Source organism: Pseudomonas serboccidentalis (genome assembly GCF_028830055.1).
Taxonomy (GTDB): domain Bacteria; phylum Pseudomonadota; class Gammaproteobacteria; order Pseudomonadales; family Pseudomonadaceae; genus Aquipseudomonas; species Aquipseudomonas serboccidentalis.
On the sequence record NZ_CP101655.1, the window covers coordinates 779932 to 803603 of the forward strand.

The 23672-nt window shown below is 60.4% G+C and carries 19 protein-coding genes; 11 read left to right on the plus strand and 8 right to left on the minus strand.

All coding sequences use genetic code 11. The features are described from left to right. Positions 1-31: 31 nt before the first annotated feature. The 5 genes from aceK (at position 32) to NN484_RS03625 (ending at position 8301) form a co-directional block, all read left to right on the plus strand. Complete coding sequence (aceK, locus tag NN484_RS03605) at positions 32-1753, plus strand: bifunctional isocitrate dehydrogenase kinase/phosphatase (protein ID WP_127649783.1); 1722 nt, start codon at positions 32-34, stop codon at positions 1751-1753. A gap of 232 nt (positions 1754-1985) precedes the next feature. Continuing rightward, entirely contained in the window at positions 1986-5897 is a 3912-nt protein-coding gene (gene hrpA / locus NN484_RS03610; RefSeq protein WP_274658591.1) for an ATP-dependent RNA helicase HrpA, read from the plus strand. 320 nt (positions 5898-6217) lie between these two features. Then, positions 6218-7339, plus strand: a complete 1122-nt coding sequence (locus NN484_RS03615) for a beta-ketoacyl-ACP synthase III (protein ID WP_127649785.1) — start codon at positions 6218-6220, stop codon at positions 7337-7339. Positions 7340-7459: 120 nt separating this feature from the next. Further along, a complete protein-coding gene (locus NN484_RS03620; RefSeq protein WP_274658592.1) occupies positions 7460-8074 on the plus strand; it encodes an RNA polymerase sigma factor in 615 nt (204 codons plus the stop codon). After that, positions 8068-8301, plus strand: coding sequence for an anti-sigma factor family protein (locus NN484_RS03625; RefSeq protein ID WP_127649787.1), 234 nt, complete (start codon positions 8068-8070; stop codon positions 8299-8301). The genes NN484_RS03620 and NN484_RS03625 overlap by 7 nt, the downstream gene beginning before the upstream one ends. Positions 8302-8484: 183 nt before the next feature. On the opposite strand, the gene NN484_RS03630 is transcribed toward NN484_RS03625, so the two are convergent. Then, positions 8485-9807 (minus strand): putative porin, encoded by a 1323-nt coding sequence (locus NN484_RS03630; protein WP_274658593.1) that lies wholly within the window; start codon positions 9805-9807, stop codon positions 8485-8487. 278 nt (positions 9808-10085) lie between these two features. Between NN484_RS03630 and NN484_RS03635 the strand changes: the two genes are divergently transcribed. Further along, entirely contained in the window at positions 10086-11210 is a 1125-nt protein-coding gene (locus tag NN484_RS03635) for a GNAT family N-acetyltransferase (RefSeq protein WP_274658594.1), read from the plus strand. A 102-nt stretch (positions 11211-11312) separates the two neighbouring features. Here NN484_RS03635 and aqpZ read toward each other — a convergent pair whose 3' ends face one another. The 5 genes from aqpZ to NN484_RS03660 all read right to left on the minus strand — a co-directional run bounded on the left by aqpZ (position 11313) and on the right by NN484_RS03660 (position 16548). After that, positions 11313-12008 (minus strand): aquaporin Z, encoded by a 696-nt coding sequence (gene aqpZ / locus NN484_RS03640; protein WP_215501595.1) that lies wholly within the window; start codon positions 12006-12008, stop codon positions 11313-11315. 310 nt (positions 12009-12318) lie between these two features. Then, on the minus strand, positions 12319-14151 hold the full coding sequence (locus NN484_RS03645; RefSeq protein WP_127649791.1) for an ABC transporter ATP-binding protein: 1833 nt from the start codon (positions 14149-14151) through the stop codon (positions 12319-12321). A gap of 88 nt (positions 14152-14239) precedes the next feature. Continuing rightward, on the minus strand, positions 14240-14803 hold the full coding sequence (locus tag NN484_RS03650; protein ID WP_122608913.1) for a peptidylprolyl isomerase: 564 nt from the start codon (positions 14801-14803) through the stop codon (positions 14240-14242). Positions 14804-14806: 3 nt separating this feature from the next. Next, the gene (locus NN484_RS03655) at positions 14807-15610 is read right to left on the minus strand and encodes an alpha/beta fold hydrolase (RefSeq protein ID WP_215501596.1); all 804 of its coding nucleotides are present in this window, start codon (positions 15608-15610) and stop codon (positions 14807-14809) included. A 14-nt stretch (positions 15611-15624) separates the two neighbouring features. After that, positions 15625-16548 (minus strand): PA3225 family LysR-type transcriptional regulator, encoded by a 924-nt coding sequence (locus NN484_RS03660; protein ID WP_127649793.1) that lies wholly within the window; start codon positions 16546-16548, stop codon positions 15625-15627. A gap of 49 nt (positions 16549-16597) precedes the next feature. On the opposite strand from NN484_RS03660, the gene NN484_RS03665 reads away from it, so the two are divergent. The 3 genes from NN484_RS03665 to NN484_RS03675 all read left to right on the plus strand — a co-directional run bounded on the left by NN484_RS03665 (position 16598) and on the right by NN484_RS03675 (position 18929). Continuing rightward, on the plus strand, positions 16598-16912 hold the full coding sequence (locus NN484_RS03665; protein ID WP_127649794.1) for a 3-phosphoglycerate kinase: 315 nt from the start codon (positions 16598-16600) through the stop codon (positions 16910-16912). A 232-nt stretch (positions 16913-17144) separates the two neighbouring features. Beyond that, positions 17145-17744, plus strand: coding sequence for an FMN-dependent NADH-azoreductase (locus NN484_RS03670; protein ID WP_127649795.1), 600 nt, complete (start codon positions 17145-17147; stop codon positions 17742-17744). Between the two features lie 327 nt (positions 17745-18071). Then, positions 18072-18929 carry a carboxylate/amino acid/amine transporter gene (locus NN484_RS03675; protein WP_215501597.1) on the plus strand — a complete coding sequence of 286 codons (858 nt, stop codon included), beginning with the start codon at positions 18072-18074 and terminating at the stop codon, positions 18927-18929. Positions 18930-18948: 19 nt separating this feature from the next. On the opposite strand, the gene NN484_RS03680 is transcribed toward NN484_RS03675, so the two are convergent. Beyond that, a complete protein-coding gene (locus NN484_RS03680) occupies positions 18949-19836 on the minus strand; it encodes a LysR family transcriptional regulator (RefSeq protein WP_215501598.1) in 888 nt (295 codons plus the stop codon). Between the two features lie 158 nt (positions 19837-19994). Between NN484_RS03680 and NN484_RS03685 the strand changes: the two genes are divergently transcribed. Then, positions 19995-20639: a hydrolase gene (locus NN484_RS03685; RefSeq protein WP_127649798.1), complete on the plus strand. Its 645-nt coding sequence runs from the start codon at positions 19995-19997 to the stop codon at positions 20637-20639. 149 nt (positions 20640-20788) lie between these two features. Here NN484_RS03685 and NN484_RS03690 read toward each other — a convergent pair whose 3' ends face one another. Then, positions 20789-22087, minus strand: coding sequence for a mechanosensitive ion channel family protein (locus NN484_RS03690; protein ID WP_127649799.1), 1299 nt, complete (start codon positions 22085-22087; stop codon positions 20789-20791). 191 nt (positions 22088-22278) lie between these two features. Between NN484_RS03690 and NN484_RS03695 the strand changes: the two genes are divergently transcribed. Next, on the plus strand, positions 22279-23619 hold the full coding sequence (locus tag NN484_RS03695) for a DEAD/DEAH box helicase (RefSeq protein ID WP_041070247.1): 1341 nt from the start codon (positions 22279-22281) through the stop codon (positions 23617-23619). Positions 23620-23672 lie beyond the last annotated feature (53 nt).

The window sequence follows — 23672 nt, forward strand, 5'->3', positions numbered from 1 at the left end:
AGATTTCCACTTGCACGCCGAGGTCTCATCTATGCCGCAGCAATGGCCCGCCACCGACATCGCCCGCATGATCCTCGATGGCTTTGACGATTACCGTGAGCACTTTCGGCAGATCACTGACGGCGCGCGCGAGCGCTTCGAGCAGGCGCGCTGGCAGGAGACGCAGACCGCATCGGCCGCGCGGATCAATCTCTACGAGGAAAAGGTCGGCGAAACCATCGCCCGGCTGCGCGAGCAGTTCGACGACGAGACGCTGATGAATGTCAGCAGTTGGCCGTTGGTGAAAAGCGCCTACATCAGCGTGATCGACCTGCGCTTTGACGATGAACTGTCCGAGACCTGGTACAACTCGATCTTCTGCGGGCTGTTCAGCCATGACCTGATCAGCGACGGCTGCATGTTCATCCACACCACCCGGCCCAGCCTGCGCCGCGCCCGGGCTGCGCAAACCCGAACCTACAAACCGCAAGGCCAGCTGTCGTCGATGCTCGCCAGCATCTTTGCCGATTACCGCTTCAGCGAGGATTACGCCGACCTGCCCGGCGACCTGCAACGCCTCGAGGCGCAACTGCGCGAGAACCTGCCGGACTGGGTGTGCAAGGACCCGGAACTGAGCGTCGAGCTGTTTTCCTCGGTGCTGTACCGCAACAAAGGCGCGTACCTGGTCGGGCGCATCTACACTCGCGACGAGCAGTGGCCGCTGGTGATTCCACTGTTGCACCGCGAGGGTCGCGGGATTCAGATCGATGCGCTGATCACCGACGAAGCCGATGTGTCGATCATCTTCTCCTTCACCCGTTCGTATTTCATGGTCGATGTGCCGGTGCCGGCGGAATTCATCGGGTTCCTGCGGCGTATCCTGCCGGGCAAGCACATCGCCGAGCTGTACACCTCGATCGGTTTCTACAAGCACGGCAAATCCGAGTTCTACCGTGCGCTGATCAATCACCTGGCCAACACCGACGACCAGTTCATCATGGCCCCGGGCGTGCGTGGCATGGTCATGAGCGTGTTCACCCTGCCGGGTTTCAATACCGTGTTCAAGATCATCAAGGACCGCTTCTCGCCGTCGAAAAACGTCGACCGGGCGACGGTGATCGAGAAGTATCGGCTGGTGAAAAGCGTCGACCGGGTCGGGCGCATGGCCGATACCCAGGAGTTCGCCGATTTCCGTTTTCCGCTGAGCAAGTTCGATCCGGCGTGCCTTGAAGAACTGCTGGAAGTGGCGCCGTCCACGGTCTCGGTCGAAGGTGACACGGTGCTGATCCGCCACTGCTGGACCGAGCGCCGGATGACCCCGCTCAACCTCTACCTGGAAAACGCCAATGACGCGCAGGTGCGCGAGGCGCTGGAGGATTATGGGCTGGCGATCAAGCAGCTGGCGGCGGCCAACATCTTTCCCGGCGACATGTTGCTGAAGAATTTCGGTGTCACCCGACACGGGCGGGTGGTGTTCTACGACTATGACGAAATCTGTTTCCTGACCGAAGCCAACTTCCGCCACATCCCCGCGCCGCGTACCCCCGAGGACGAAATGGCTTCCGAGCCGTGGTATTCGATCGGGCCGCTGGATGTGTTCCCGGAAGAGTTTCCACCGTTCCTGTTCGCCGATGCCGGGCAGCGCAAGCTGTTCGATCAACTGCATGGCGAGCTGTACAACGCCGATTACTGGAAGGGTTTGCAGGAGGCGATTCGGGCGGGGAAGGTCATCGACGTGTTCCCGTATCGGCGCAAGGGCCTCGATAACGAATAACCCCAGAGTGAACAACTGTGGCGAGGGGGCTTGCCCCCGTTGGGTCGCAAAGCGACCCCAAAACCATCCACCCGAGCTGTTTCATATAAACCGCGATGACTGGATTACGACTGCTTCGCAGCCGAACGGGGGCAAGCCCCCTCGCCACAAAAGCACCTCGCAGTCGTGTTCGGTGACGTAAATCTGCGACAATCGGCCCCCTGCATAAACAGACGACCGAATTGCGTACCCGATGACCGACGAATCGCCCTCCATCGACAAACTGCTGAAAAACCTCGATCACGCCATGCTTGCCGACCGTCACCGGCTGCGGCGGCAGTTGCTTGAGCTGCGCAAGAAACCCGACGAGGCCAAGCTGGCCCAGTGGGTAGCGCGCATGCAGGCATCCTGTGATCAGGTGCTGGCGCGCAAGGCCAGCCTGCCGGTGATTCGTTACGACGACAGCCTGCCGATCGCCGCCAAGCGCGATGAAATCAAGGCTGCGCTCGAGAAGCATCAGGTGCTGATCATCGCTGGCGAAACCGGTTCGGGTAAAACCACCCAGTTGCCGAAAATCTGTCTGGAAATCGGTCGCGGCCAGCACGGTCTGATTGGCCACACGCAGCCGCGCCGAATCGCTGCGCGCAGCGTCGCCAGCCGGGTTGCCGAAGAACTCGGTACGCCGCTCGGTTCGCTGGTCGGCTATCAGGTGCGCTTCGAAGATCAGAGCGATGCCAACACCCTGATCAAACTGATGACCGACGGCATCCTGCTGGCGGAAACCCAGAACGACCGCTACCTCGAACGCTACGACACGATCATCGTCGACGAAGCCCACGAACGCAGCCTCAACATCGACTTCCTGCTCGGTTATTTGAAAACCCTGCTGCCGCGTCGTCCGGACCTGAAAGTCATCATCACCTCGGCGACCATCGATCTGGAACGCTTCTCCAAACATTTCGACGATGCGCCGATTGTCGAAGTGTCCGGCCGGACCTTCCCGGTGGACACCTGGTATCGCCCGCTGACGCTTGAGCAGGACGAAGAGGGTAACCGCGTCGAGGACGACTTGACCGTGGATCAGGCGATCCTCGCCACCCTCGACGAAATCGCCGCCTACGAGCGCAGCGAACGCCGCAGCCCTGGCGATGTGCTGGTGTTCCTGCCCGGCGAGCGCGAGATTCGCGACGCCGCCGACATGTTGCGCAAGGCGCAACTCAAACACACCGAAATCCTGCCGCTGTACGCGCGCCTGTCGCCGGCCGAACAGCAGCGGATTTTCCAGTCGCACCCGGGCCGGCGTGTGGTGCTGGCGACCAACGTCGCCGAGACCTCGTTGACCGTGCCGGGCATCCGTTACGTGATCGACAGCGGCACCGCGCGCATCAGCCGTTACAGCTACCGCGCCAAGGTCCAGCGTCTGCCGATCGAGGCGATTTCCCAGGCCAGCGCCAATCAGCGTAAAGGTCGTTGCGGCCGGGTCGAGCCGGGCATTTGTGTGCGCTTGTACAGCGAGGAGGATTTCCTCGGTCGCCCGGAATTCACCGATCCGGAGATTCTGCGCACCAACCTTGCCGCCGTTATTTTGCAGATGCTGCACCTGCGCCTCGGCGAGATCACTGCGTTCCCGTTCATCGAGCCGCCGGATGGCAAGGCGATCAGCGACGGTTTCAACCTGCTGCAAGAACTCTCGGCGGTGGATCGCAACAGCCAGTTGACCCCGCTGGGCCGGCAGTTGGCGCGCCTGCCGGTCGACCCGCGGATGGGCCGCATGCTGCTTGAAGCGGCGAAACTCGGCAGCTTGCAGGAAGTGCTGATCGTCGCCAGTGCGATGTCGATTCAGGACCCGCGCGAGCGTCCGCCGGAGCGTCAGCAAGCGGCGGATCAGGCCCACGCGCAATGGAAGGACAGCGATTCGGACTTTGCCGGGCTGGTCAATCTGTGGCGTGGCTTTGAAGAGCAGCGCCAGGCGCTGACCGCCAGCCCGTTGCGCAACTGGTGTCGCAAGAACTTCCTGAATTATCTGCGCCTGCGTGAATGGCGCGATTCCCACCGCCAGTTGAGCCTGATCTGCCGCGACATGCAGTTGAGCCTGAACAAAGAACCGGCGGATTACCCGAAATTGCACAAAGCGGTGCTGGTCGGCCTGCTCAGCCAGATCGGCCAGAAAACCGAGGATGGCGATTACCTCGGCGCCCGTCAGCGACGTTTCTGGATTCACCCGTCGTCGGGGATCGGCAAGAAGCGTCCGCAATGGCTGATGACCGCCGAGCTGGTGGAAACCACCAAGCTCTATGCGCGCATGGTCGCCAAGATCGATGCCGACTGGATCGAGCCGCTGGCCGGGCACCTGATCAAGAAGAACCACTTCGAACCGCACTGGGAGAAGAAGCGTGGCCAGGTCGTGGCCTACGAGCAGATCACTCTGTTCGGGCTGATCGTGGTCGGCCGCCGCCCGGTGCATTACGGTCCGGTGGATCCGGTGGTCTCCCGCGAGCTGTTCATCCGCGAAGGCCTGGTGCGTGGCGAGATTCAGTCGAAAGCCAAGTGCCTGACGGCCAACCAACAGTTGCTCGAACAACTCGACGAACTGGAAGCCAAGGCCCGTCGCCGCGACATTCTCGCCGACGAAGAAACCCTCTACGCGTTCTACGATGCGCGCTTGCCGGCGGAGATTCACCAGACCGCGACCTTCGACAGCTGGTACCGGGTCAACAGCCAGAAGAACCCGCAACTGCTGATCATGCGCGAGGAAGACGTGCTGGCCCGCGAGGCCAGTGAAGTCACCGCGCGGGACTACCCGGACACGCTGCACATCGGCGATCTGGAACTGGCGCTCAGTTACCACTTTGAACCCAATCACCCGCGCGACGGCGTGACCCTGCGCGTGCCGGCACCGCTGCTGCCGATGCTGCCGCCGGAGCGCCTCGAATGGCTGGTGCCGGGGCTGATCGAGGTCAAGTGCATTGCTCTGGTGCGCAACCTGCCAAAAGCCTTGCGCAAGAACTTCGTGCCGGTGCCGGACTTCATCAAGGCGGCGTTGCAGCGCATGACGTTCGCTGAAGGTTCGTTGCCGCAGGCACTCGGTCGCGAGCTGTTGCGCATGACCGGCGCGCGGGTCAGCGATGAAGCATGGGCGGAAGCGGCGCAGCAGGTCGAAGGGCATCTGCGGATGAACCTGGAAATCGTCGATGGCCAGGGCAAGTTCCTCGGCGAAGGACGTGATCTGGCCGAACTGACTGCACGCTTCGCTGAGGCTAGTCAGGCTGCGTTGGCGGTGCCGCAAAGTGCGAAAAGTCAGCAACCGGTGGAGGCCAAGGTCTTCGCTCCGGTGGCGGAAAAGACTCAACAGAAGATCGCCGGGCTGTCGATGACGGTGTATCCGGCGCTGGTGGAGGAGGGCGGTACGGTCAAGGAGGGGCGTTTCTCAACCCCGGCCGAAGCCGAATTCCAGCATCGCCGCGCCTTGCAACGGCTGCTGATGCAGCAACTGGCCGAACCGGCGAAGTTCCTGCGCGGCAAATTGCCAGGGCAGACAGAATTGGGCCTGCTCTACCGCGAGCTGGGTCGGGTCGATGCACTGGTCGAAGACATTCTGCTGGCCAGCCTCGACAGCTGCATTCTGGAAGGCGAAGAGCCGTTGCCCCGTGACGGCGCCGGGCTGGCAGCCTTGGCCGAGCGCAAACGCGGCAACTGGACCGAACACGCCGAGCGTGTGGCACGGCTGACGCTGGAGATCCTCAAGCTGTGGCACGGTCTGCAAAAGCGCTTCAAGGGCAAGATCGATCTGGCCCAGGCCGTGGCGCTGAATGACATCAAGCAACAAATCAACAATCTGGTTTATCCGGGTTTTGTCCGGGAAACGCCGATGCAATGGCTCAAAGAGCTGCCGCGTTATCTGAAGGCGGTCGAGCAGCGTTTCGAGAAACTGGGCGCGCAGGTGCAGAAGGACCGGGTCTGGAGCGGCGAACTGGCCGGCCTCTGGAGCCAATACCAGACCCGCGCTGCCAAACATGCCCAGGAAGGTAAGCGCGATCCGCAGCTTGAGCTGTACCGCTGGTGGCTGGAGGAATACCGGGTGTCGCTGTTCGCCCAGCAGTTGGGGACGAAAGCGCCGATCTCGGACAAACGCTTGAACAAGCAGTGGACCCAGGTTGAACCCTGATCCCACAACTTGCAACGATCCTGTAGGAGCTGCCGCAGGCTGTGATCTTTTGATCTTGATCTTTTACAAAGCAAAATCAAAAGATCGCAGCCTGCGGCAGCTCCTACAGGGGGGCGTTTAGTGGGAGAAGGCGCCAAAAGCCAAGGTTTATGGCAAACTTCGCGACCATAAACCCCGGTTTCGCGACCCAGAGCCCTCGGCCGTGTCGCGCGACGGAATAAAGCGATGCCAGGTTTGCGTCCCCCGGATGGGAATAGACCCTTTGTGTGTTGGTACGTCGGTGCCAGCGCTTTCTGCCTGAACAGATTAGAGAAACGACCATGCATAACGTCGTCATCAGTGGCACCGGCCTGTACACCCCGGCCAACAGCATCTCCAACGAAGAGCTGGTGCAGTCTTTCAATACCTACGTCGCGCAGTTCAACGCCGACAACGCCGAAGCCATCGCCAGCGGTGAAGTGCAGGCGCTGACCGAATCCAGCGCTGCGTTCATCGAGAAGGCCTCGGGCATCAAGAGCCGCTTTGTCATGGACAAGGATGGCATCCTCGACCCGCAACGCATGGCCCCGCGTCTGCCGGAGCGTTCCAATGACGAATGGTCGGTGCTCTGCCAGATGGCTATCGGCGCCGCCGAACAGGCCCTGCAACGTGCCGGCAAAACCGCCGCCGACATCGACGGCGTGATCGTCGCTTGCTCCAACCTGCAGCGCGCCTACCCGGCCATCGCCATTGAAGTCCAGGAAGCGCTGGGCATTCAGGGTTTCGGTTTCGACATGAACGTGGCCTGCTCCTCGGCGACCTTCGGCATTCAGGCCGCGGCCAACAGCGTGCAACTGGGCCAGGCCCGGGCGATCCTGATGGTCAACCCGGAGGTCTGCACCGGTCACCTGAACTTCCGCGACCGTGACAGCCACTTCATCTTCGGTGACGCCGCCACGGCCGTGATCATCGAGCGCGCCGATCTGGCAACTTCCAAGTATCAGTTCGACGTGGTCAGCACCAAACTGCTGACCAAGTTCTCCAACAATATCCGCAACAACTTCGGCTTCCTCAACCGCGCTGCGGAAGAGGGCATCGGTGCCCGCGACAAACTGTTCGTGCAGGAAGGCCGCAAGGTGTTCAAGGACGTCTGCCCGATGGTCGCCGAGCTGATCGGTGAGCACCTGGAAGAGAACAAACTCAACGTCGGCGACGTCAAGCGCTTCTGGCTGCACCAGGCCAACCTGAGCATGAATCACCTGATCGTGCGCAAGCTGCTGGGGCGCGAAGCCACCGAAGAAGAGGCGCCGGTGATTCTCGACACCTACGCCAACACCAGCTCCGCAGGTTCCGTGATTGCTTTCCACAAACATCAGGATGATCTGGCCGCCGGTTCGCTGGCCGTGCTGAGCTCGTTCGGCGCCGGTTACTCGATCGGCAGCGTGATTCTGCGCAAGCGCTGAGTCCACTTTAAAAAGATCGCAGCCTGCGGCAGCTCCTACACGGTCGGTATGAAATCCGTTCTTGTAGGAGTTGCCGCAGGCTGCGATCTTTTGCTTACAACGTTTGGCAAAGAGGCGCCAATGGCCGCAACGGACGACACCCAACTGCTCGAACGCCTGTTGGCGGGAGAGCAAAAAGCTTTCAAGGAACTGGTCAGCACCTACCAGAGCGCCATGCGCGCCGTGGCGTATGCCATTGTCGGCCAGCGCCATGTCGAAGAAGTGGTGCAGGACGCCTGGCTGTCGGTGGTGCGCCATATCGGCGGCTTCGAGGGCCGTTCCAGTCTCAAGACCTGGCTGCTGACGATCACTGCCAACTCGGCCAAGAGCCGCTACAAGCAGAATCGCCGCGAAGTGTTGATGGATGACCTGCCATCGCCCCACGGCACCATCGATGACGAGCGTTTTTCCCCCGGTGACGGTCATTGGCTGGTGGCGCCGTTTGCCTGGCATCAGGACACGCCGGAAGCCTTGCTGACCGAAAGCGAGTTGCGTGACTGCCTGGAACACACCCTGCTTGGTTTGTCGGAGCTGCAAAGCAGCGTTCTGCTGCTGCGCGAGCGTCAGGGCCTGGAACTGGAAGAGATCTGTAATCTTCTGGAGATCTCGCTCTCCAATGTGCGTGTGCTGCTGCATCGGGCGCGGCTGAAAGTCTTCGCCACGGTGGAGCATTTTGAGGAGACCGGCGAATGCTGACCTGTAAGGAACAAGTGGCACGCTCCAGCGATTATCTCGATGGCCAGTTGAGCTTTCGCGAAAAGCTGATGGTGCGCCATCACCTGATGTTCTGCCCCAACTGTCGGCGCTTCATCCGCCAGATGCGTTTGATGCAGGCCACGCTGAAGGCGATGCCGGAGAAACCGGAAGAGGGCGTGGATGCGCTGGCTGAGCGTCTGGCCGAGCAGCGTCGCAAAGAAAAATAGAAACTCCCCTGTAGGAGCTGCCGAAGGCTGCGATCTTTTGATCTTGTTTTTGAGGATCAAAAGATCGCAGCCTTCGGCAGCTCCTACAGTTTTTTTGCATCCTGCAGAAATAGCCCGGCGCGGGGCGAAACGAACGGATGATGGGGATCGCCCCGCCCGCGCCAGGCTATTAGGTGATGCGTTTTAGAACTTCGCTTCTGCATCCAGCTGCAGGGTGTTGGTGTCTGCGTCACGCTGGGTACGGCTGGAGAAGTCGGCTTTGGTCAGGAAGTACGTGGCGCCGATGGCGAAGTTCTTGTCGATGTCGTAACCGACCTTGAACTTGTGCCCACGGGAGCCGGTGGTGCCGTTGGCGAAGTCGGAGTCGGTGAAGGCGCCAACCACGGCGTCGCGCTGCACGTCACGATAGTTGTAGTCCAGGTTCAGACCGAACACTTTCGACTTGGCGCCGACCAGCCACGCGGTGTCGGCATCGGTCACGGCATCGTTGTTCTTCACGTACTGGCCGTAGAACGACAGCGGCATTGGCAAGCCACCGATATCGATCTGGCTGAACCCTTCGTACAGACGGAATTCATTGTTGGCCGAGTTGCCGTTGACCGCCAGCGCACACGGTGTGGAAGTCCCGGTGCAACGGCTGTTTTCGTCGTTCTGGTAGGCGTAGATGCTGCCGCCCAGGGTCAGTTTCAGGTTGTCGGTGATCGCGAAGCGGCTACCCAACTGGCCGGCGGTCAGGCGCAGGTCGTGGCGAAATTGCACGCCTTCACCGTCGACGTTGTCCTTGAGGTTGTAGTTGCCCAGGCTGCCGAACAGTTCGGCGCTGCTGCCCAGTGGATACTTGTAGGTAACGGCCAGACCTTCCGGGTTGATATCGCTGTCCCAGATCACGTCGCCCATGCTGACCCACGGTTGCAGCATCTTGCCGCCGATCACGTGCAGGTTCTTGATCGCATCCGGGTGGTAGTCGATGTAGCCCAGGTCCAGCCAGATCTGCTTCTTGTCGAAGTAGTTGTCCATGTCCTGGTTGGTCGAACGGGCGTCGTCGCCGCCGCCGGTGGCGATACGGATGCCGGTGTCGACTTGCGGGTTGATCTCGGTGTAGGCACCCAGACGGGCGCGGATACGCTGGCGATCCTTGTCACGGCCGCCGTTGTTGGATTCGCCGTCGATCTTGACGGTTTCCTGGCGAATACGTACGTCGCCCTTGAACTGGGTCTTGGCGGCCCAGGCGAGTTTCTGGTCGAAGGAACTCAGCTCATTGGTTTTCTTCGCGGTCGCCGCGATTTGCTCGTTGGTCTCTTGCTGCGCCTGCTGCGCGATTTGCTGAGCCTTCTGATCCTTGGCCAGTTCAGTCTGCAGTTCAATGTACTGCGCCTGGGAAATAGAACCGTTGGCCTTGAGCATGTCGAGCAGTTTGGCGTCGACTGCAGCGCTGGCCGGAACGCTCATGGCCAGCAACAGGCCACCGCACAGGGCCGCCGCAGTTTTCGTGGAAGCAAGACGCATAGCAATCTCCGAAGATGAGAGGGATGGCTGAACCATCCTGGGCACACCGACGCGGACGTCGGAAAACAATGTCCGGGTAGAACCCGGCGCTCTAAAAACAGGAGCGAGTATCGCGATGGTTTATGACAGAGCGGTGGCTAAGTGATGTCATGTCGATGACGATACAAAGCACGCGTGAACTATTGAGCTAGAGCGCTGTCGCCCGAATGAGCGTGTGCAATGGATGCCGATCGGCGATACTCGCGGGGCTTTGACGCCAAGATGTGGAGAGCCAGTTGATGCCGTTGCAACGTCTGCAAAACCTGTCAGAAGTCGCCCCGACGACATGGGATGCGCTGGTGCCCGAGAATCAGCCGTTCTTGCGCCATGCGTTCCTGAGCGCGCTGGAAGACAGCGGCAGCGTCGGCCCCCATACCGGCTGGCAACCCGAGCATCTGCTGCACGTTGAAGACGACCGGTTGATCGCGGCGCTGCCCAGTTATCGCAAGTGGCATTCCTACGGCGAGTACGTCTTCGATCACGGTTGGGCCGATGCCTGCGCCCGGGCCGGCATTGATTACTACCCCAAGCTGTTGACGGCGGTACCGTTCAGCCCGGTCAGTGGCCCGCGACTGTTGGCGGCGAACGTCGAGGACGGCTACGAACTGCTCAAGAGCTTGCCGGGTTATCTGGAAATCGAAGGGCTTTCCAGCGCGCACATCAATTTCACCGACCCGTTCACCGACGCCGCCATGGCCGAGCAACCGGGCTGGCTGCAGCGTATCGGCTGTCAGTATCACTGGCAGAATCGCGGTTATCGGGACTTCCAGGACTTTCTTGACGTGCTCAGTTCGCGCAAGCGCAAGCAGATGCGCAAGGAGCGCGAGCAAGTGGCGGGGCAGGGCTTCGAATTCGAATGGCTGCAAGGGCGCGAGCTGGACGAGTCGCAATGGGATTTTGTCTACGCCTGCTATGCCAACACCTACGCGGTGCGTCGGCAGGCGCCGTATCTGACCCGCGAGTTCTTCAGCTTGCTGGCCGAACGGATGCCGGAGTCGATTCGGGTCGTCTTCGCCAAACAGGGCTCACGTCCGGTGGCAATGGCCTTCAGCTTGGTGGGTGGTGACAGTTTTTACGGACGCTATTGGGGCTGCCTCGCCGAGTTCGATCGGCTGCATTTCGAGACCTGTTTTTATCAGGGCATGGATTACGCGATCGCCCAGGGTTATCAGCGCTTTGATGCGGGTGCCCAAGGCGAGCACAAGTTGATTCGGGGTTTTGAACCGGTAATCACCCATTCGTGGCATTACCTGCGCCATTCCGGGTTGAAGGCTGCGGTCAAAGACTTCCTGCTGCAAGAGCGCGCCGGGGTATTGGCTTACGCCGAGGAAGCCAGAACGGCCTTGCCCTACCGCCAAACCTAGATCCCCTGTAGGAGCTGCCGAAGGCTGCGATCTTTTGATCTTGCTTTCAAAAATCAAAAGATCGCAGCCTTCGGCAGCTCCTACAACGGGATTTCCGTGGTTTCAGGTGTCCTCTTTACCCAGCCAGCGATAGATTCCGCCGCCCACCACCGCGCCCAACAGCGGCGCGACCCAGAACATCCACAATTGCGCGATCGCCCAGCCGCCGACCATCAGCGCCGGCCCGGTACTGCGCGCCGGGTTGACCGAGGTATTGGTGACCGGGATCGAAATCAGGTGAATCAGCGTCAGGCCCAGGCCGATGGCAATCGGTGCGAGGCCCGCCGGGGCGCGTTTGTCGGTGGCGCCAAGGATGATGATCACGAACATCCCGGTCATCACCAGCTCGGTGACAAAGCCTGCGGCCATCGAATACTTGCCCGGTGAATGTTCGCCATAACCGTTGGAAGCCAGGCCGGCAGCGATGTCAAAACCCTCCTTGCCGCTGGCAATGTGCGCAATCAGCGCCGCTGCGAGAATCGCCCCCAGCACCTGGGCGATGATGTAGGCGGGCAGCTCTTTGGCCGGAAACCGACCGCCGACGAACAAACCGACCGACACCGCGGGATTGAGGTGGCAGCCGCTGATGTGGCCGATGGCGAACGCCATGGTCAGCACCGTCAGACCAAACGCCAGGGCCACCCCCAGCACCCCGATACCCAAAGGCGAAGACGCTGCGATTACTGCGCTGCCGCAACCACCCAGAACCAGCCAGAACGTACCCAACAACTCAGTGACTGAACGTTTGAACAGAGACATGAGAGTGTCCTTGATAGGCATGCTATCGATACTGTATCGAGTTGTGCTTCCTTGCAGAATTACGACAGGTTCATCTCCAGAACCTTGGCTGAGTACAGCAGGCTTTGGACGGATTTCCAGCAGGCGCAAAAAAACCGCCAGAGCCCTTGGGTGGTGGGCTGGGGCGGTTCTCAGTCGATCAGGATCACTGCGAACCCTGTGGGAGCGAGCCTGTTTGCGAAAGCGGCATGTCTGACAACAATGATGGTGTTTGACACTCCGCCTTCGCGAGCAGGCTCGCTCCCTCATTGGAATTGCGTTGACCCAATGATCAATCGATCCCGACAAATCCTCCGGTCTGATGCGCCCACAATCGCGCATACAGCCCGCGATGCGCCAGCAGTTCGGCGTGGGTGCCGCTCTCGGCGATTTTGCCGTTTTCCAGTACGACCAATCGATCCATACGCGCGATGGTCGAGAGACGGTGGGCGATGGCGATCACGGTTTTGCCCTGCATCAGGGTCTCCAGACTTTCCTGGATCGCCGCCTCGACTTCCGAGTCCAGTGCCGAGGTCGCTTCGTCCATGATCAGGATCGGCGCGTCCTTGAGCAGCACCCGGGCAATCGCGATGCGCTGGCGCTGACCGCCGGACAGTTTCACCCCGCGTTCACCGACGTGGGCATCGAAACCGGTGCGGCCTTCGGCGTCCGACAGCAACGGAATGAATTCATCGGCGCGGGCCTTGTGCACCGCATCCCACAGCTCTGCGTCAGTGGCATCAGGTTTGCCATAGAGCAGGTTGTCGCGGATCGAGCGGTGCAGCAGCGAAGTGTCCTGAGTGATCATGCCGATCCGCGCGCGCAGGCTTTCCTGGCCGACTTCGGCGATGTTCTGCCCGTCGATCAGGATCCGTCCGCCTTCGACGTCGTACAGGCGCAGCAGCAGGTTGACCAGGGTCGACTTGCCGGCGCCGGACGGGCCGATCAGGCCAATTTTTTCACCGGGTTTGATGGTCAGGTTGAGGTCGCCGATGATGCCTTTCTTCTTGCCGTAGTGAAAATCCACATGCTCGAAACGCACTTCGCCGCGAGCCACGGCCAGCGGTTTGGCCTGTTCGCGATCGGTGACGCTGACCGGTTGCGAGATGGTCTGCAGACCGTCCTGAACCATGCCGATGTTTTCGAAGATGCCGGTGACCACCCACATGATCCAGCCGGACATGTTGACGATGCGGATCACCAGACCGGTCGCCAGGGCAATCGCGCCGACGCTGATCAGCGACTGCGTCCACAGCCACAGTGCGAGGCCGGTGGTACCGACGATCAGCAAGCCGTTCATGGTGGTGATGGCGATGTCCATGCTGGTGACCACGCGGCCGGCCAGTTGGGCTTTTTCGGTTTGTTCTTCGATGGCCTCGCGGGCGTATTGCTGTTCGAAGTTGGTGTGGGCGAACAGCTTCAGGGTGGTGATGTTGGTGTAGCCGTCGACGATCCGTCCCATCAGTTTGGAGCGCGCATCGGAGGACACCACCGAGCGTTCCTTGACCCGAGGCACGAAGTAGTAGAGCGCGCCGATGTAGGCGGCGATCCACGTCAGCAGCGGGATCATCAGGCGCCAGTCGGCCTCGGCGAACAGCACCAGTGAGCTGATCGCATAGATCAACACATGCCACAACGCGTCCACCGCTTGCACGGCGGAATCACGCAGCGAGTTGCCGGTCTGCATGATGCGCTGGGCAATACGTCCGGCGAAGTCGTTCTGGAAGAAATTCAGGCTCTGCTTGAGCACGTAACTGTGGTTCTGCCAGCGAATCAGGCTGGTCATGCTCGGGCTCAGGGTCTGATGCACCAGCAAATCGTGCAGACCGACGAACACCGGGCGCAGGATCAGCGCGACCACCGCCATCCAGGCCAGCTCGAGGCCGTGCTCCTTGAAAAAGTCGGGATTCGGTCCGCCCTGGGCCAGGTCGATGATGCGGCTGAGGTAGCTGAACAGCGCCACTTCGATCAAGGCGCCGAACAGACCGACGGTCAGCAGCGCAGCAAAGCTCGGCCAGACCTGCTTGAGGTAATAGGTATAGAAGGGCAGCACGCGGTCCGGCGGGGACGCCGTCGGGGCTTCGCGGAACACGTCGATCAGTTGTTCAAAACGGCGATAGAGCATCAGATAACCGCCCGGAGTACGGGCTCTCCTTTTATCGGTGTGAGCGGCGTGAGATCGAACTCACACCGCTCGAAATGCCCTGTACAGCTTAGTCGATGACTTTGGCCGACTTGATGATCACAGGGTCGACAGGCACGTTTTGCATGCCGCTTTTGGTGGTGGTTTGCGAGTTGACGATGATGTCGACGACATCCATGCCCTTGACGACTTTGGCGAACACCGCGTAACCGGCATCCCGGCCCGGGTCGAGGAACGCGTTGTCAGCCACGTTGATGAAGAACTGGCTGGTGGCCGAGTCAGGGTTGGAAGTACGCGCCATCGACAAGGTGCCGCGAACGTTGTGCAGGCCATTGCTGGCTTCGTTCTTGATCGGTGCCTTGGTGTCTTTCTGCTGCATCTGCTGGGTGAAGCCACCGCCCTGAGCCATGAAGCCCGGGATCACACGGTGGAAAATGGTGTTGGTGTAAAAGCCGCTGTTGACGTAATCCAGAAAGTTCTTGGTACTGATCGGCGCCTTGACCGGGTCCAGCTCGATTTCGATCTGACCGTTGGTGGTGTCCAGCAGCACGTGCGGTGCTTTGGCCGGAGTAGCAGCCATCAGGTTGGCAGCAAACAGCACGGTGCCGGCGGCGAGGGCGAGTTTTTTCAGCATGGGTCAGTGATCCTGAGATTGAGTATCGGCTGCGGCGAGAAACTCCAGCAGCGTTTGGTTGAAGCGTTCGGGTTGATCGAGCGGGGTGGCGTGGCGCGAGTCGGCGATCACCACCAGCCGCGCATCGGGCAGCAGTTTTACATAGGTTTCTTTCAGCGCCACCGGTGTGTAGTCACGGTCGGCGCTGACGATGAGGGTTGGACAGGTCACTCGGGAAAGTCGTTCCTGAACGCCCCAGCCAACAATCGCATCGAAGCTGGCGAGATAAGCACGTTTGTCGTTTCTTGCCCAGCGCTCGGACATTTTTTGCCGCAGATCGGCCTGCTCGGGTTTCGGGAACAGTTTGCCGCCCAGCGCTTTGCCGATGGTCGCCAGACTGAGCACACGCATCAGGCTCCAGCGCTTGAACCACTGCCAATAATCGTCGCGGCTGCGGAGTTTGACTTCGGGGGCGCTGTTGACGATGGTCAGGCTTTTCAGCCTCTGTGGCTGATCGACGGCGAACTGAAAGCCGATCATCCCGCCCATCGACAGACCGACGTAGTGCACCGGGCCGAGATTCAGGTGTTCGATCAACGCCAGCAGATCGGCACTGAAACCGGCGATGCTGTAGCGCTCGCGCGGTTTGTCCGAGCGACCGTGACCGCGTATGTCCGGGACGATCACCCGGTAGTGTGCCGACAGTGCCGGGATCTGCATTTCCCAGTCCAGGGTGCTCGAGCCGAGCCCGTGAACCAGCAGCAACGGCGTGCCGTGGCCATATTCCTCGTAGTGCAGGTTGCAACCTTCATGTTCGAAATAGGCCATCGGTGAACTCCGTGTCAGGCTTGTTCGGGGGCGGCGTACGGCGCATCCAGAGGCAACGTATCGAAGGTGCGCAGCAGTTCGATAAGGATTTGTGTGGCCGGGCCCAAGGGTTTGTCCTTGTTCGAATACAGATAGAAGCTGGAGTTGCGGTTGCCGCCCCTGTCCAACGGTAGCAGCTTGAGCGAGCCATCTTTCAGTTCCCGCTCGATCATGTGCCGCGGCAGCCAGGCAAAACCGAGGCCGCTGCTGACAAAGGTCGCGGCGGTGGCGAGGCTGCCGACGGTCCAGCGCTGTTCGGCGCCAAGCCAGCCGACGTCTCGTGGTTGCTGGCGACCGGAGTCGCGGATGACCACTTGCATCTGGGTTTCCAGGTCCTGGAAGCTCAGTTCCCGATTGAGCCGATGCAAGGCGTGATCCGGGTGGGCGACGGCAACGAACTCGACATCGCTCAATTCCGCGCCGAGGTAGCCGGGGATGCTCAGGCCGGTGATCGCCAGATCGGCCACGCCTTCGAGCAGCACTTCCTCTACGCCCGACAGCACTTCCTCGCGCAGGCGCACCCGGCAGCCGCGACTCTGCGGCATGAATGCGGTCAGCGCCCTGACGATGCGTGCGCTCGGGTAAGCGGCATCGACCACCAGCCGCACCTCGGCCTCCCAGCCTTGCTCCATGTGGTGAGCGAGGTCTTCCAGCTGGCTGGCCTGTTTCACCAGTTGGCGCGAGCGGCGCAGCAGCACGCCGCCGGCTTCGGTAAGTACCGCTTTACGTCCATCGATGCGCAGTAACGGCACGCCGAGCTGGTCCTGCATGCGGGCGACGGTGTAACTCACCGACGATTGCGAACGGTGCAGAACCTCGGCGGCCTGGGCGAATCCGCCGTGGTCGACCACGGCCTGCAATGTTCGCCATTGATCAAGGGTCACGCGGGGCGCTTTCATCAATAGCTCCTCTTGTCCTAAGCTGGCCGTCCCTCATGGAGACTGGCGAATGAAAAAATTCTGTTGTGTGGTGCTCGCGTTGCTGCCGCTGACTGCGTTTGCTTACCCGATCGATGTGCAGAAGAACCTCAATGGCTTGAAGATCGACTACGAAACCTTCGATACCGACAAAGACATCGGCTCCATCCGGGTCGCCAACTACGGCGATGTCGACGCGCTGTGCAAGGCCGTGTTCAGCAATGGCCCGGAAGCACCGCGTACGCGCAACATCGAAGTACCGGCCGGCAAACACAAAAACGCCACGGCCAAGTTTTCCCGCGAGATCATCAGGCTGCGCATCGAACTGAGCTGCAGCCCGAAATAACGGTCGCTCCCTGTTCTGTAGGAGTGAGTCTGCTCGCGATAGCGGTGTAACCGTCGACATCGATCCATCTGACACACCGCTATCGCGAGCAGGCCCGCTCCCACAGGGTATAGGTACATCTAAACGAATTATTCGATGCTTTGCAGCAATTATTTGCGCTTTTTCATCGAAGCAACCCTGTTTAACCTTCACTCCATCGACCTACAACATTCTCGGATGGAGACTACACATCATGTCCCGCGTTCTGATCATCGAAAGCAGCGCCCGCCAGCAAGACTCGGTTTCCCGTCAACTGACCCAGACCTTCATCGGTCAATGGAAAGCGGCGCATCCCAACGATCAGATCACTGTGCGTGACCTCGCCGTGAACCCGGTGCCACACCTGGACGCCAACCTGCTGGGCGGCTGGATGAAGTCCGCTGAGCAGCGCAACGCCAACGAACAATCGTCGCTGGACCGTTCCAACGAATTGACCGATGAGTTATTGGCCGCCGACGTGCTGGTGATGGCCGCGCCGATGTACAACTTCGCGATCCCGAGCACCCTCAAGGCGTGGCTCGACCACGTGCTGCGTGCCGGCGTGACCTTCAAGTACACCGAAACCGGCCCGCAAGGCCTGCTCAGCGGCAAGCGTGCCTACGTGCTGACCGCTCGCGGCGGCATCTACGCCGGCGGCCCGGCGGATCATCAGGAACCGTACCTGCGTCAGGTCATGGGCTTCATCGGCATCCATGACGTGACCTTCATTCACGCCGAAGGCATGAACCTGGGCGGCGACTTCCAGGAGAAGGGCCTGAATCAGGCCAACGCCAAACTGTCCCAGGTCGCTTGATATGTTAATCGCCAGATAATCGCCGATTGTTTTAGTGACCTGGCGCAACCCCTTCAAGGCTCTACGCGCATCGAACCTCCCTTTGCACTTGTTGCTCCTGAGTGCTGTAGCCCGATTGAACGCATTAGCGAGATCGGGCTTTTTTTTGCCTGAGATTTTTCTGGTTAAAACAATCCCTCTGTAGAAGCTGCCGCAGGCTGCGATCTTTTGATTTTAAAAAACAGGATCAAAAGATCGCAGCCTGCGGCGGCTCCTACAGGAGGATTTTGTGTTGGTTGCAGAATCCAAAACCCGCTATCGTCGCCGCCATTCGAAACAGAGGCGACCATGGGCTATCTACTTTTTGTCACGCTGATCCAGGCGTTTTCCTTCAGTCTGATCGGCGAATACCTGGCCGGGCACGTCGACAGCTACTTCGCGGTGCTGGTGCGCGTGGTGCTGGCCGGGCTGGTGTTCATTCCGTTGACCCGCTGGCGTTCGGTGGAGCCTGCGTTCATGCGCGGCATGCTCTTGATCGGCGCGTTGCAGTTCGGCATCACCTATGTCTGTCTGTACCTGAGCTTCCGTGTGCTGACGGTGCCGGAGGTGCTGCTGTTCACCATTCTCACGCCGCTGCACGTAACGCTGATCGAAGATGCGCTGAACCGGCGCTTCAACCCATGGGCGCTGGTGGCCGCGTTGGTTGCCGTGGGGGGGGCGGCGGTGATTCGCTTTGACCGGATCAACCCGGACTTCTTCATGGGCTTTTTGCTGCTGCAACTGGCCAACTTCACCTACGCCGCCGGGCAGGTGCTGTACAAGCATCTGGTGGCGAAACACCCCAGCGACCTGCCGCATTACCGGCGTTTCGGCTTCTTCTACCTCGGGGCACTGGCGGTGGTATTGCCGGCGTTTCTGCTGTTCGGCAAAGCCAACTTCCTGCCTGAAGCACCGCTGCAGTGGGGCGTGTTGCTGTTCCTCGGGCTCGTCTCGACGGCGCTGGGGATGTACTGGTGGAATAAAGGCGCGTGCATGGTCAATGGCGGCACACTGGCGGTGATGAACAACCTGCATGTGCCGGTGGGTTTGCTGCTGAATCTGCTGATCTGGAATCAGCATGAGGAGCTGGGAAGGCTGTTGCTCGGCGGGAGTGTGATTCTGGCGGCGGTGTGGATCAGCCGGTTGGGCATCAAACGCACCGCATGACCCCCTGAGAATTTTGTTGTCAGCGCAGGGCCAGTTGCGCCACCAGGAACTCAATAAATGCCCGGGTCTTTTGCGGCACTCGCCGCGCCGAGGAATACACCGCGTTGATGCTGATCGCCGGCGCCTGCCATTCGCAGAGCACCGGCACCAGTCGACCTGCGGCCAAGGCTTCTTCGACGATAAAGTCCGGCAGCAGTGCAATCCCCATCCCGGCCTCGGCTGCCTGAGCGAGCAAGTCGCCATTGTTGGCGTGCAGCGGTCCGGTCACGTTGACCCGCTGGGTCTCGTTGCCATTGCACAGTTGCAGACTCACGCCGCTTTGCAGATAGCCGTAGTTCAGGCATTTGTGCGCGCGCAGATCCTGCGGAGTCTGCGGAATGCCGGCACGTTCGAGGTAGGCCGGGGAGGCGACCATGATCCGCGGTGCCGGCGCCAGTTGCCGGGCGATCATGGTCGAGTCGGGCATGCTCGCAATGCGGATAGTCACGTCAAAACCACCCCGCACCGGATCAACCTGTTGATCGCTGAGCACCAGTTGCAGCTCGATGTTCGGGTGTTGCTCATGGAACAGCGGAATCAGTTTGCCCAAACGCCGCAGGCCGAACGACATCGGCGCATTGACCCGCAACACGCCGCGTAACTCGCCAATGCCATCGCGCGCGCGCTGCTCGGCCTCGTCCAGTGCGGCAATGACCTCGCGCGCCGCCTCAAAATACTCGGCGCCTGCCTCGGTCAGGTGCAGGCTGCGGGTGGTGCGTTGCAGCAGTTGCACGCCGATGGCTTCTTCCAGTGCCTGAATCTGTTTGCTGACTTTCGAGCGCGGCACATCCATGGCGCGCGCGGCAGCGGCGAAGCCGTTCTCGCCCACCGTCACCACGAAGGCGCGCATGCATTCGATGCGATCCATGATTGTCCCTTTTTTAGAATCAATGATTCTCGATTTTAGGGAATTGTCCCTTTATTCGCCAGCCCCTAAAGTGACATCCAAGCCGACAACAACGCCGAACACGGCAAGTCGACCAACCCTTACTGACCCGACATCATCGACATCAAAAGGAACGCGCCATGTCTATTCGTGAACTGCTCAACCCAACCAACTCCGCTCTGATCCTGATTGACCACCAGCCACAAATGGCCTTCGGCGTGCAGTCGATCGACCGTCAGACCCTGAAGAACAACACCGTGGGTCTGGCCAAAGCGGCGAAGATCTTCAACGTGCCGACGATCTACACCTCGGTGGAAACCGAGAGCTTCAGTGGTTACATCTGGCCTGAGCTACTGGCGGTTCATCCTGAGCAGAAGCCGATCGAGCGCACCTCGATGAACTCCTGGGAGGACAAGGCGCTGGTGGATGCGGTGAAAGCCACCGGACGCAAGAAGCTGATCATTGCTGCGCTGTGGACCGAGGTCTGCCTGACGTTCCCGGCCCTGGAAGCCCTGGCTGAAGGTTTTGAGGTGTATATCGTCACCGACGCCTCTGGCGGCACCAGCAAAGAAGCCCACGACATGTCGGTGCAACGCATGATTCAGGCCGGCGCCGTGCCGGTGACCTGGCAGCAAGTGCTGCTCGAGTTCCAGCGTGACTGGGCACACAAAGAGACTTATGAAGCGGTGATGGAGCTGGTGCTGGAACACAGCGGCGCGTATGGCATGGGTGTCGATTACGCCTACACCATGGTGCACAAGGCACCGCAACGGCAGGCCAAATAACCCTGGGTAGAAACAAGAAACGCAACTTCGGTTGCGTTTCTTGTATGTACACAATCCCGTAGGAGCTGCCGAAGGCTGCGATCTTTTGACTTTGATGTTTGAAGATCAAAAGATCGCAGCCTTCGGCAGCTCCTACACGAAATTGTGGGTTACATGAGGTGTTTCTGGGTTTGCGGAATGTGCGCCGAGCCGAGCACTGCCGGCAACAACCCCGAACGCAAATCCCCGCCACTCGGCTGCTGATACAGACTCAACCCAAACTCCGGCAGCACCGCCAGCAGGTAATCGAAAATATCCCCCTGAATCCGCTCGTAATCGGCCCACGCCGTGGTGCTGGTAAAGCAGTAGATCTCCAGCGGAATGCCCTGCGCGGTGGTCTGCATCTGGCGGACCATGCAGGTCATGTTCGGCTGCACTTCCGGGTGGCTCTTCAGATAGGCCAAGGCGTAAGCGCGGAAGGTGCCGATATTGGTCATGCGTCGGCGGTTGGCCGACATCGCCGCAACATTGCCCTGCGCCTCGTTCCACGCCTTGAGCTCGGCTTTCTTGCGGCCCATGTAGTCGGTCAGCAGGTGCACCTGGGAGAGCTTTTCTTCTTCGTCGTCACGGATGAAGCGCACACCGCTGGCATCGATGAACAGACTGCGCTTGATCCGCCGACCGCCGGACTGCTGCATGCCGCGCCAGTTTCGAAACGACTCGGACATCAGGCGCCAGGTCGGGATCGAGACGATGGTCTTGTCGAAATTCTGCACCTTGACCGTGTGCAAAGTGATGTCGACCACGTCGCCATCGGCGCCGACTTGCGGCATTTCGATCCAGTCGCCGACCCGCAGCATGTCGTTGCTGGTCAGTTGCACGCTGGCGACGAACGACAGCAGGGTGTCCTTGTAGACCAACAGAATCACCGCCGACATCGCACCCAGGCCGGAGAGCAGCAACAGCGGCGAACGGTCGATCAGGGTGGCGACGATGATGATCGCGCCAAACACGTACAAGACCATTTTCGCCAACTGCACGTAACCCTTGATTGAGCGGGTACGGGCGTGTTCGGTACGCGCGTAGATGTCCAGCAGCGCATTGAGCAGGGCGCTGACCGCCAGCAGCAGGAACAGGATGGTGAACGCCAGCGCGACGTTGCCGAGAAACGTCATGGCGGTTTTGCTCAGTTCCGGCACCAGGTGCAGACCGAACTGGATCACCAGCGACGGCGTCATTTGCGCCAGGCGCTGGAACACCTTGTTGTGGCGAAAGTCGTTGATCCAGTGCAGGGCCGGCTGGCGACCGAGCATGCGGCTGGCGTGCAGGATCAGGTAGCGCGCCACTCGTCCGAGGACCAGCGCGATCACCAATAGCAGCATCAGCGCCAGGCCGGATTGCAGGAACGGGTGCTGTTCGAGGGCACCCCAGAGGTCTTGGGCGTTGAGCCAGAGCTGTTTGAAATCCATGTGAGCAACGATTCTTCTGTAAGACGCGATGGGCGATTAGAGCATTTAAGACGCTGTGTATTACCGTTGAAGACAAATCGAGCAACAAAAAAGCCACTGATTACGCCCGTTTGTATAAAGAAACTCGGCCTGAGCGCTCGAAACCGGTAACCTATGCAGCTGTTTTTTTGCATATCTTCGAGGTAGCACCCGTGTTTTCCCAATTCGCCCTGCACGAACGCCTGCTCAAAGCCGTGGCCGAGCTGAAATTTGTCGAGCCAACGCCTGTGCAAGCAGCGGCCATTCCGCTGGCGCTCCAGGGGCGTGACCTGCGGGTGACGGCGCAAACCGGTAGCGGCAAGACCGCCGCTTTTGTCCTGCCGATCCTCAACCGCCTGATCGGCCCGGCGAAGATTCGCGTCAGCATCAAGACCCTGATCCTGCTGCCGACCCGCGAACTGGCCCAGCAGACCCTGAAGGAAGTCGAGCGCTTCTCGCAGTTCACTTTCATCAAGTCCGGCCTGATCACCGGCGGTGAAGACTTCAAGGTCCAGGCTGCCATGCTGCGCAAGGTGCCGGACATCCTGATCGGCACTCCGGGGCGGATGATCGAGCAACTCAACGCTGGCAACCTCGACCTGAAAGAAGTCGAAGTGCTGGTGCTCGATGAAGCCGACCGCATGCTCGACATGGGTTTTGCCGAAGACGTACAGCGTCTGGTCGACGAATGCCCGAATCGCCAGCAGACCATGCTGTTCTCCGCCACCACCGGCGGTTCCGGCCTGCGCGAGATGATCGCCAAGGTGCTGAACAACCCTGAGCACCTGCAGCTCAACGCGGTCAGCCAGCTGAACTCGACCACCCGTCAGCAGATCATCACCGCCGACCACAACCAGCACAAAGAACAGATCGTGAACTGGTTGCTGGCCAACGAGACCTACCAGAAGGCCATCGTCTTCACCAACACCCGCGCCATGGCCGACCGCATCTATGGCCGCCTCGTGGCCCAGGAATACAAGGCGTTCGTGCTGCACGGCGAGAAAGACCAGAAGGATCGCAAACTGGCGATCGATCGTCTGAAGCAGGGCGGCGTGAAGATTCTGGTCGCCACCGACGTGGCGGCCCGTGGTCTGGACGTTGATGGTCTGGATCTGGTGATCAACTTCGACATGCCACGCAGCGGCGACGAATACGTACACCGTATCGGTCGTACCGGCCGCGCCGGCAACGACGGCCTGGCGATTTCGCTGATCTGCCACGGCGACTGGAACCTGATGTCGAGCATCGAGCGCTACCTGAAGCAGAGCTTCGAGCGCCGCACCATCAAGGAAGTCAAAGGCACCTACGGCGGACCGAAAAAGGTCAAGGCCTCGGGCAAAGCTGTCGGCGTGAAGAAGAAAAAGACCGACGCCAAGGGCGACAAGAAGAAAACCGCCGCCAAGACCCCGACCAAGCGCAAGAGCGCCAACCGTCCGAAGCCGGATTCTCTGGTGAGCAGCGACGGCATGGCCCCGCTCAAGCGCCGCAAGCCGGCCGAGCCTGCGGCTGAGTAAGGCGTTTCGCAGGCCAATAAAAAACCCGGACAGTGTCCGGGTTTTTTTATGCG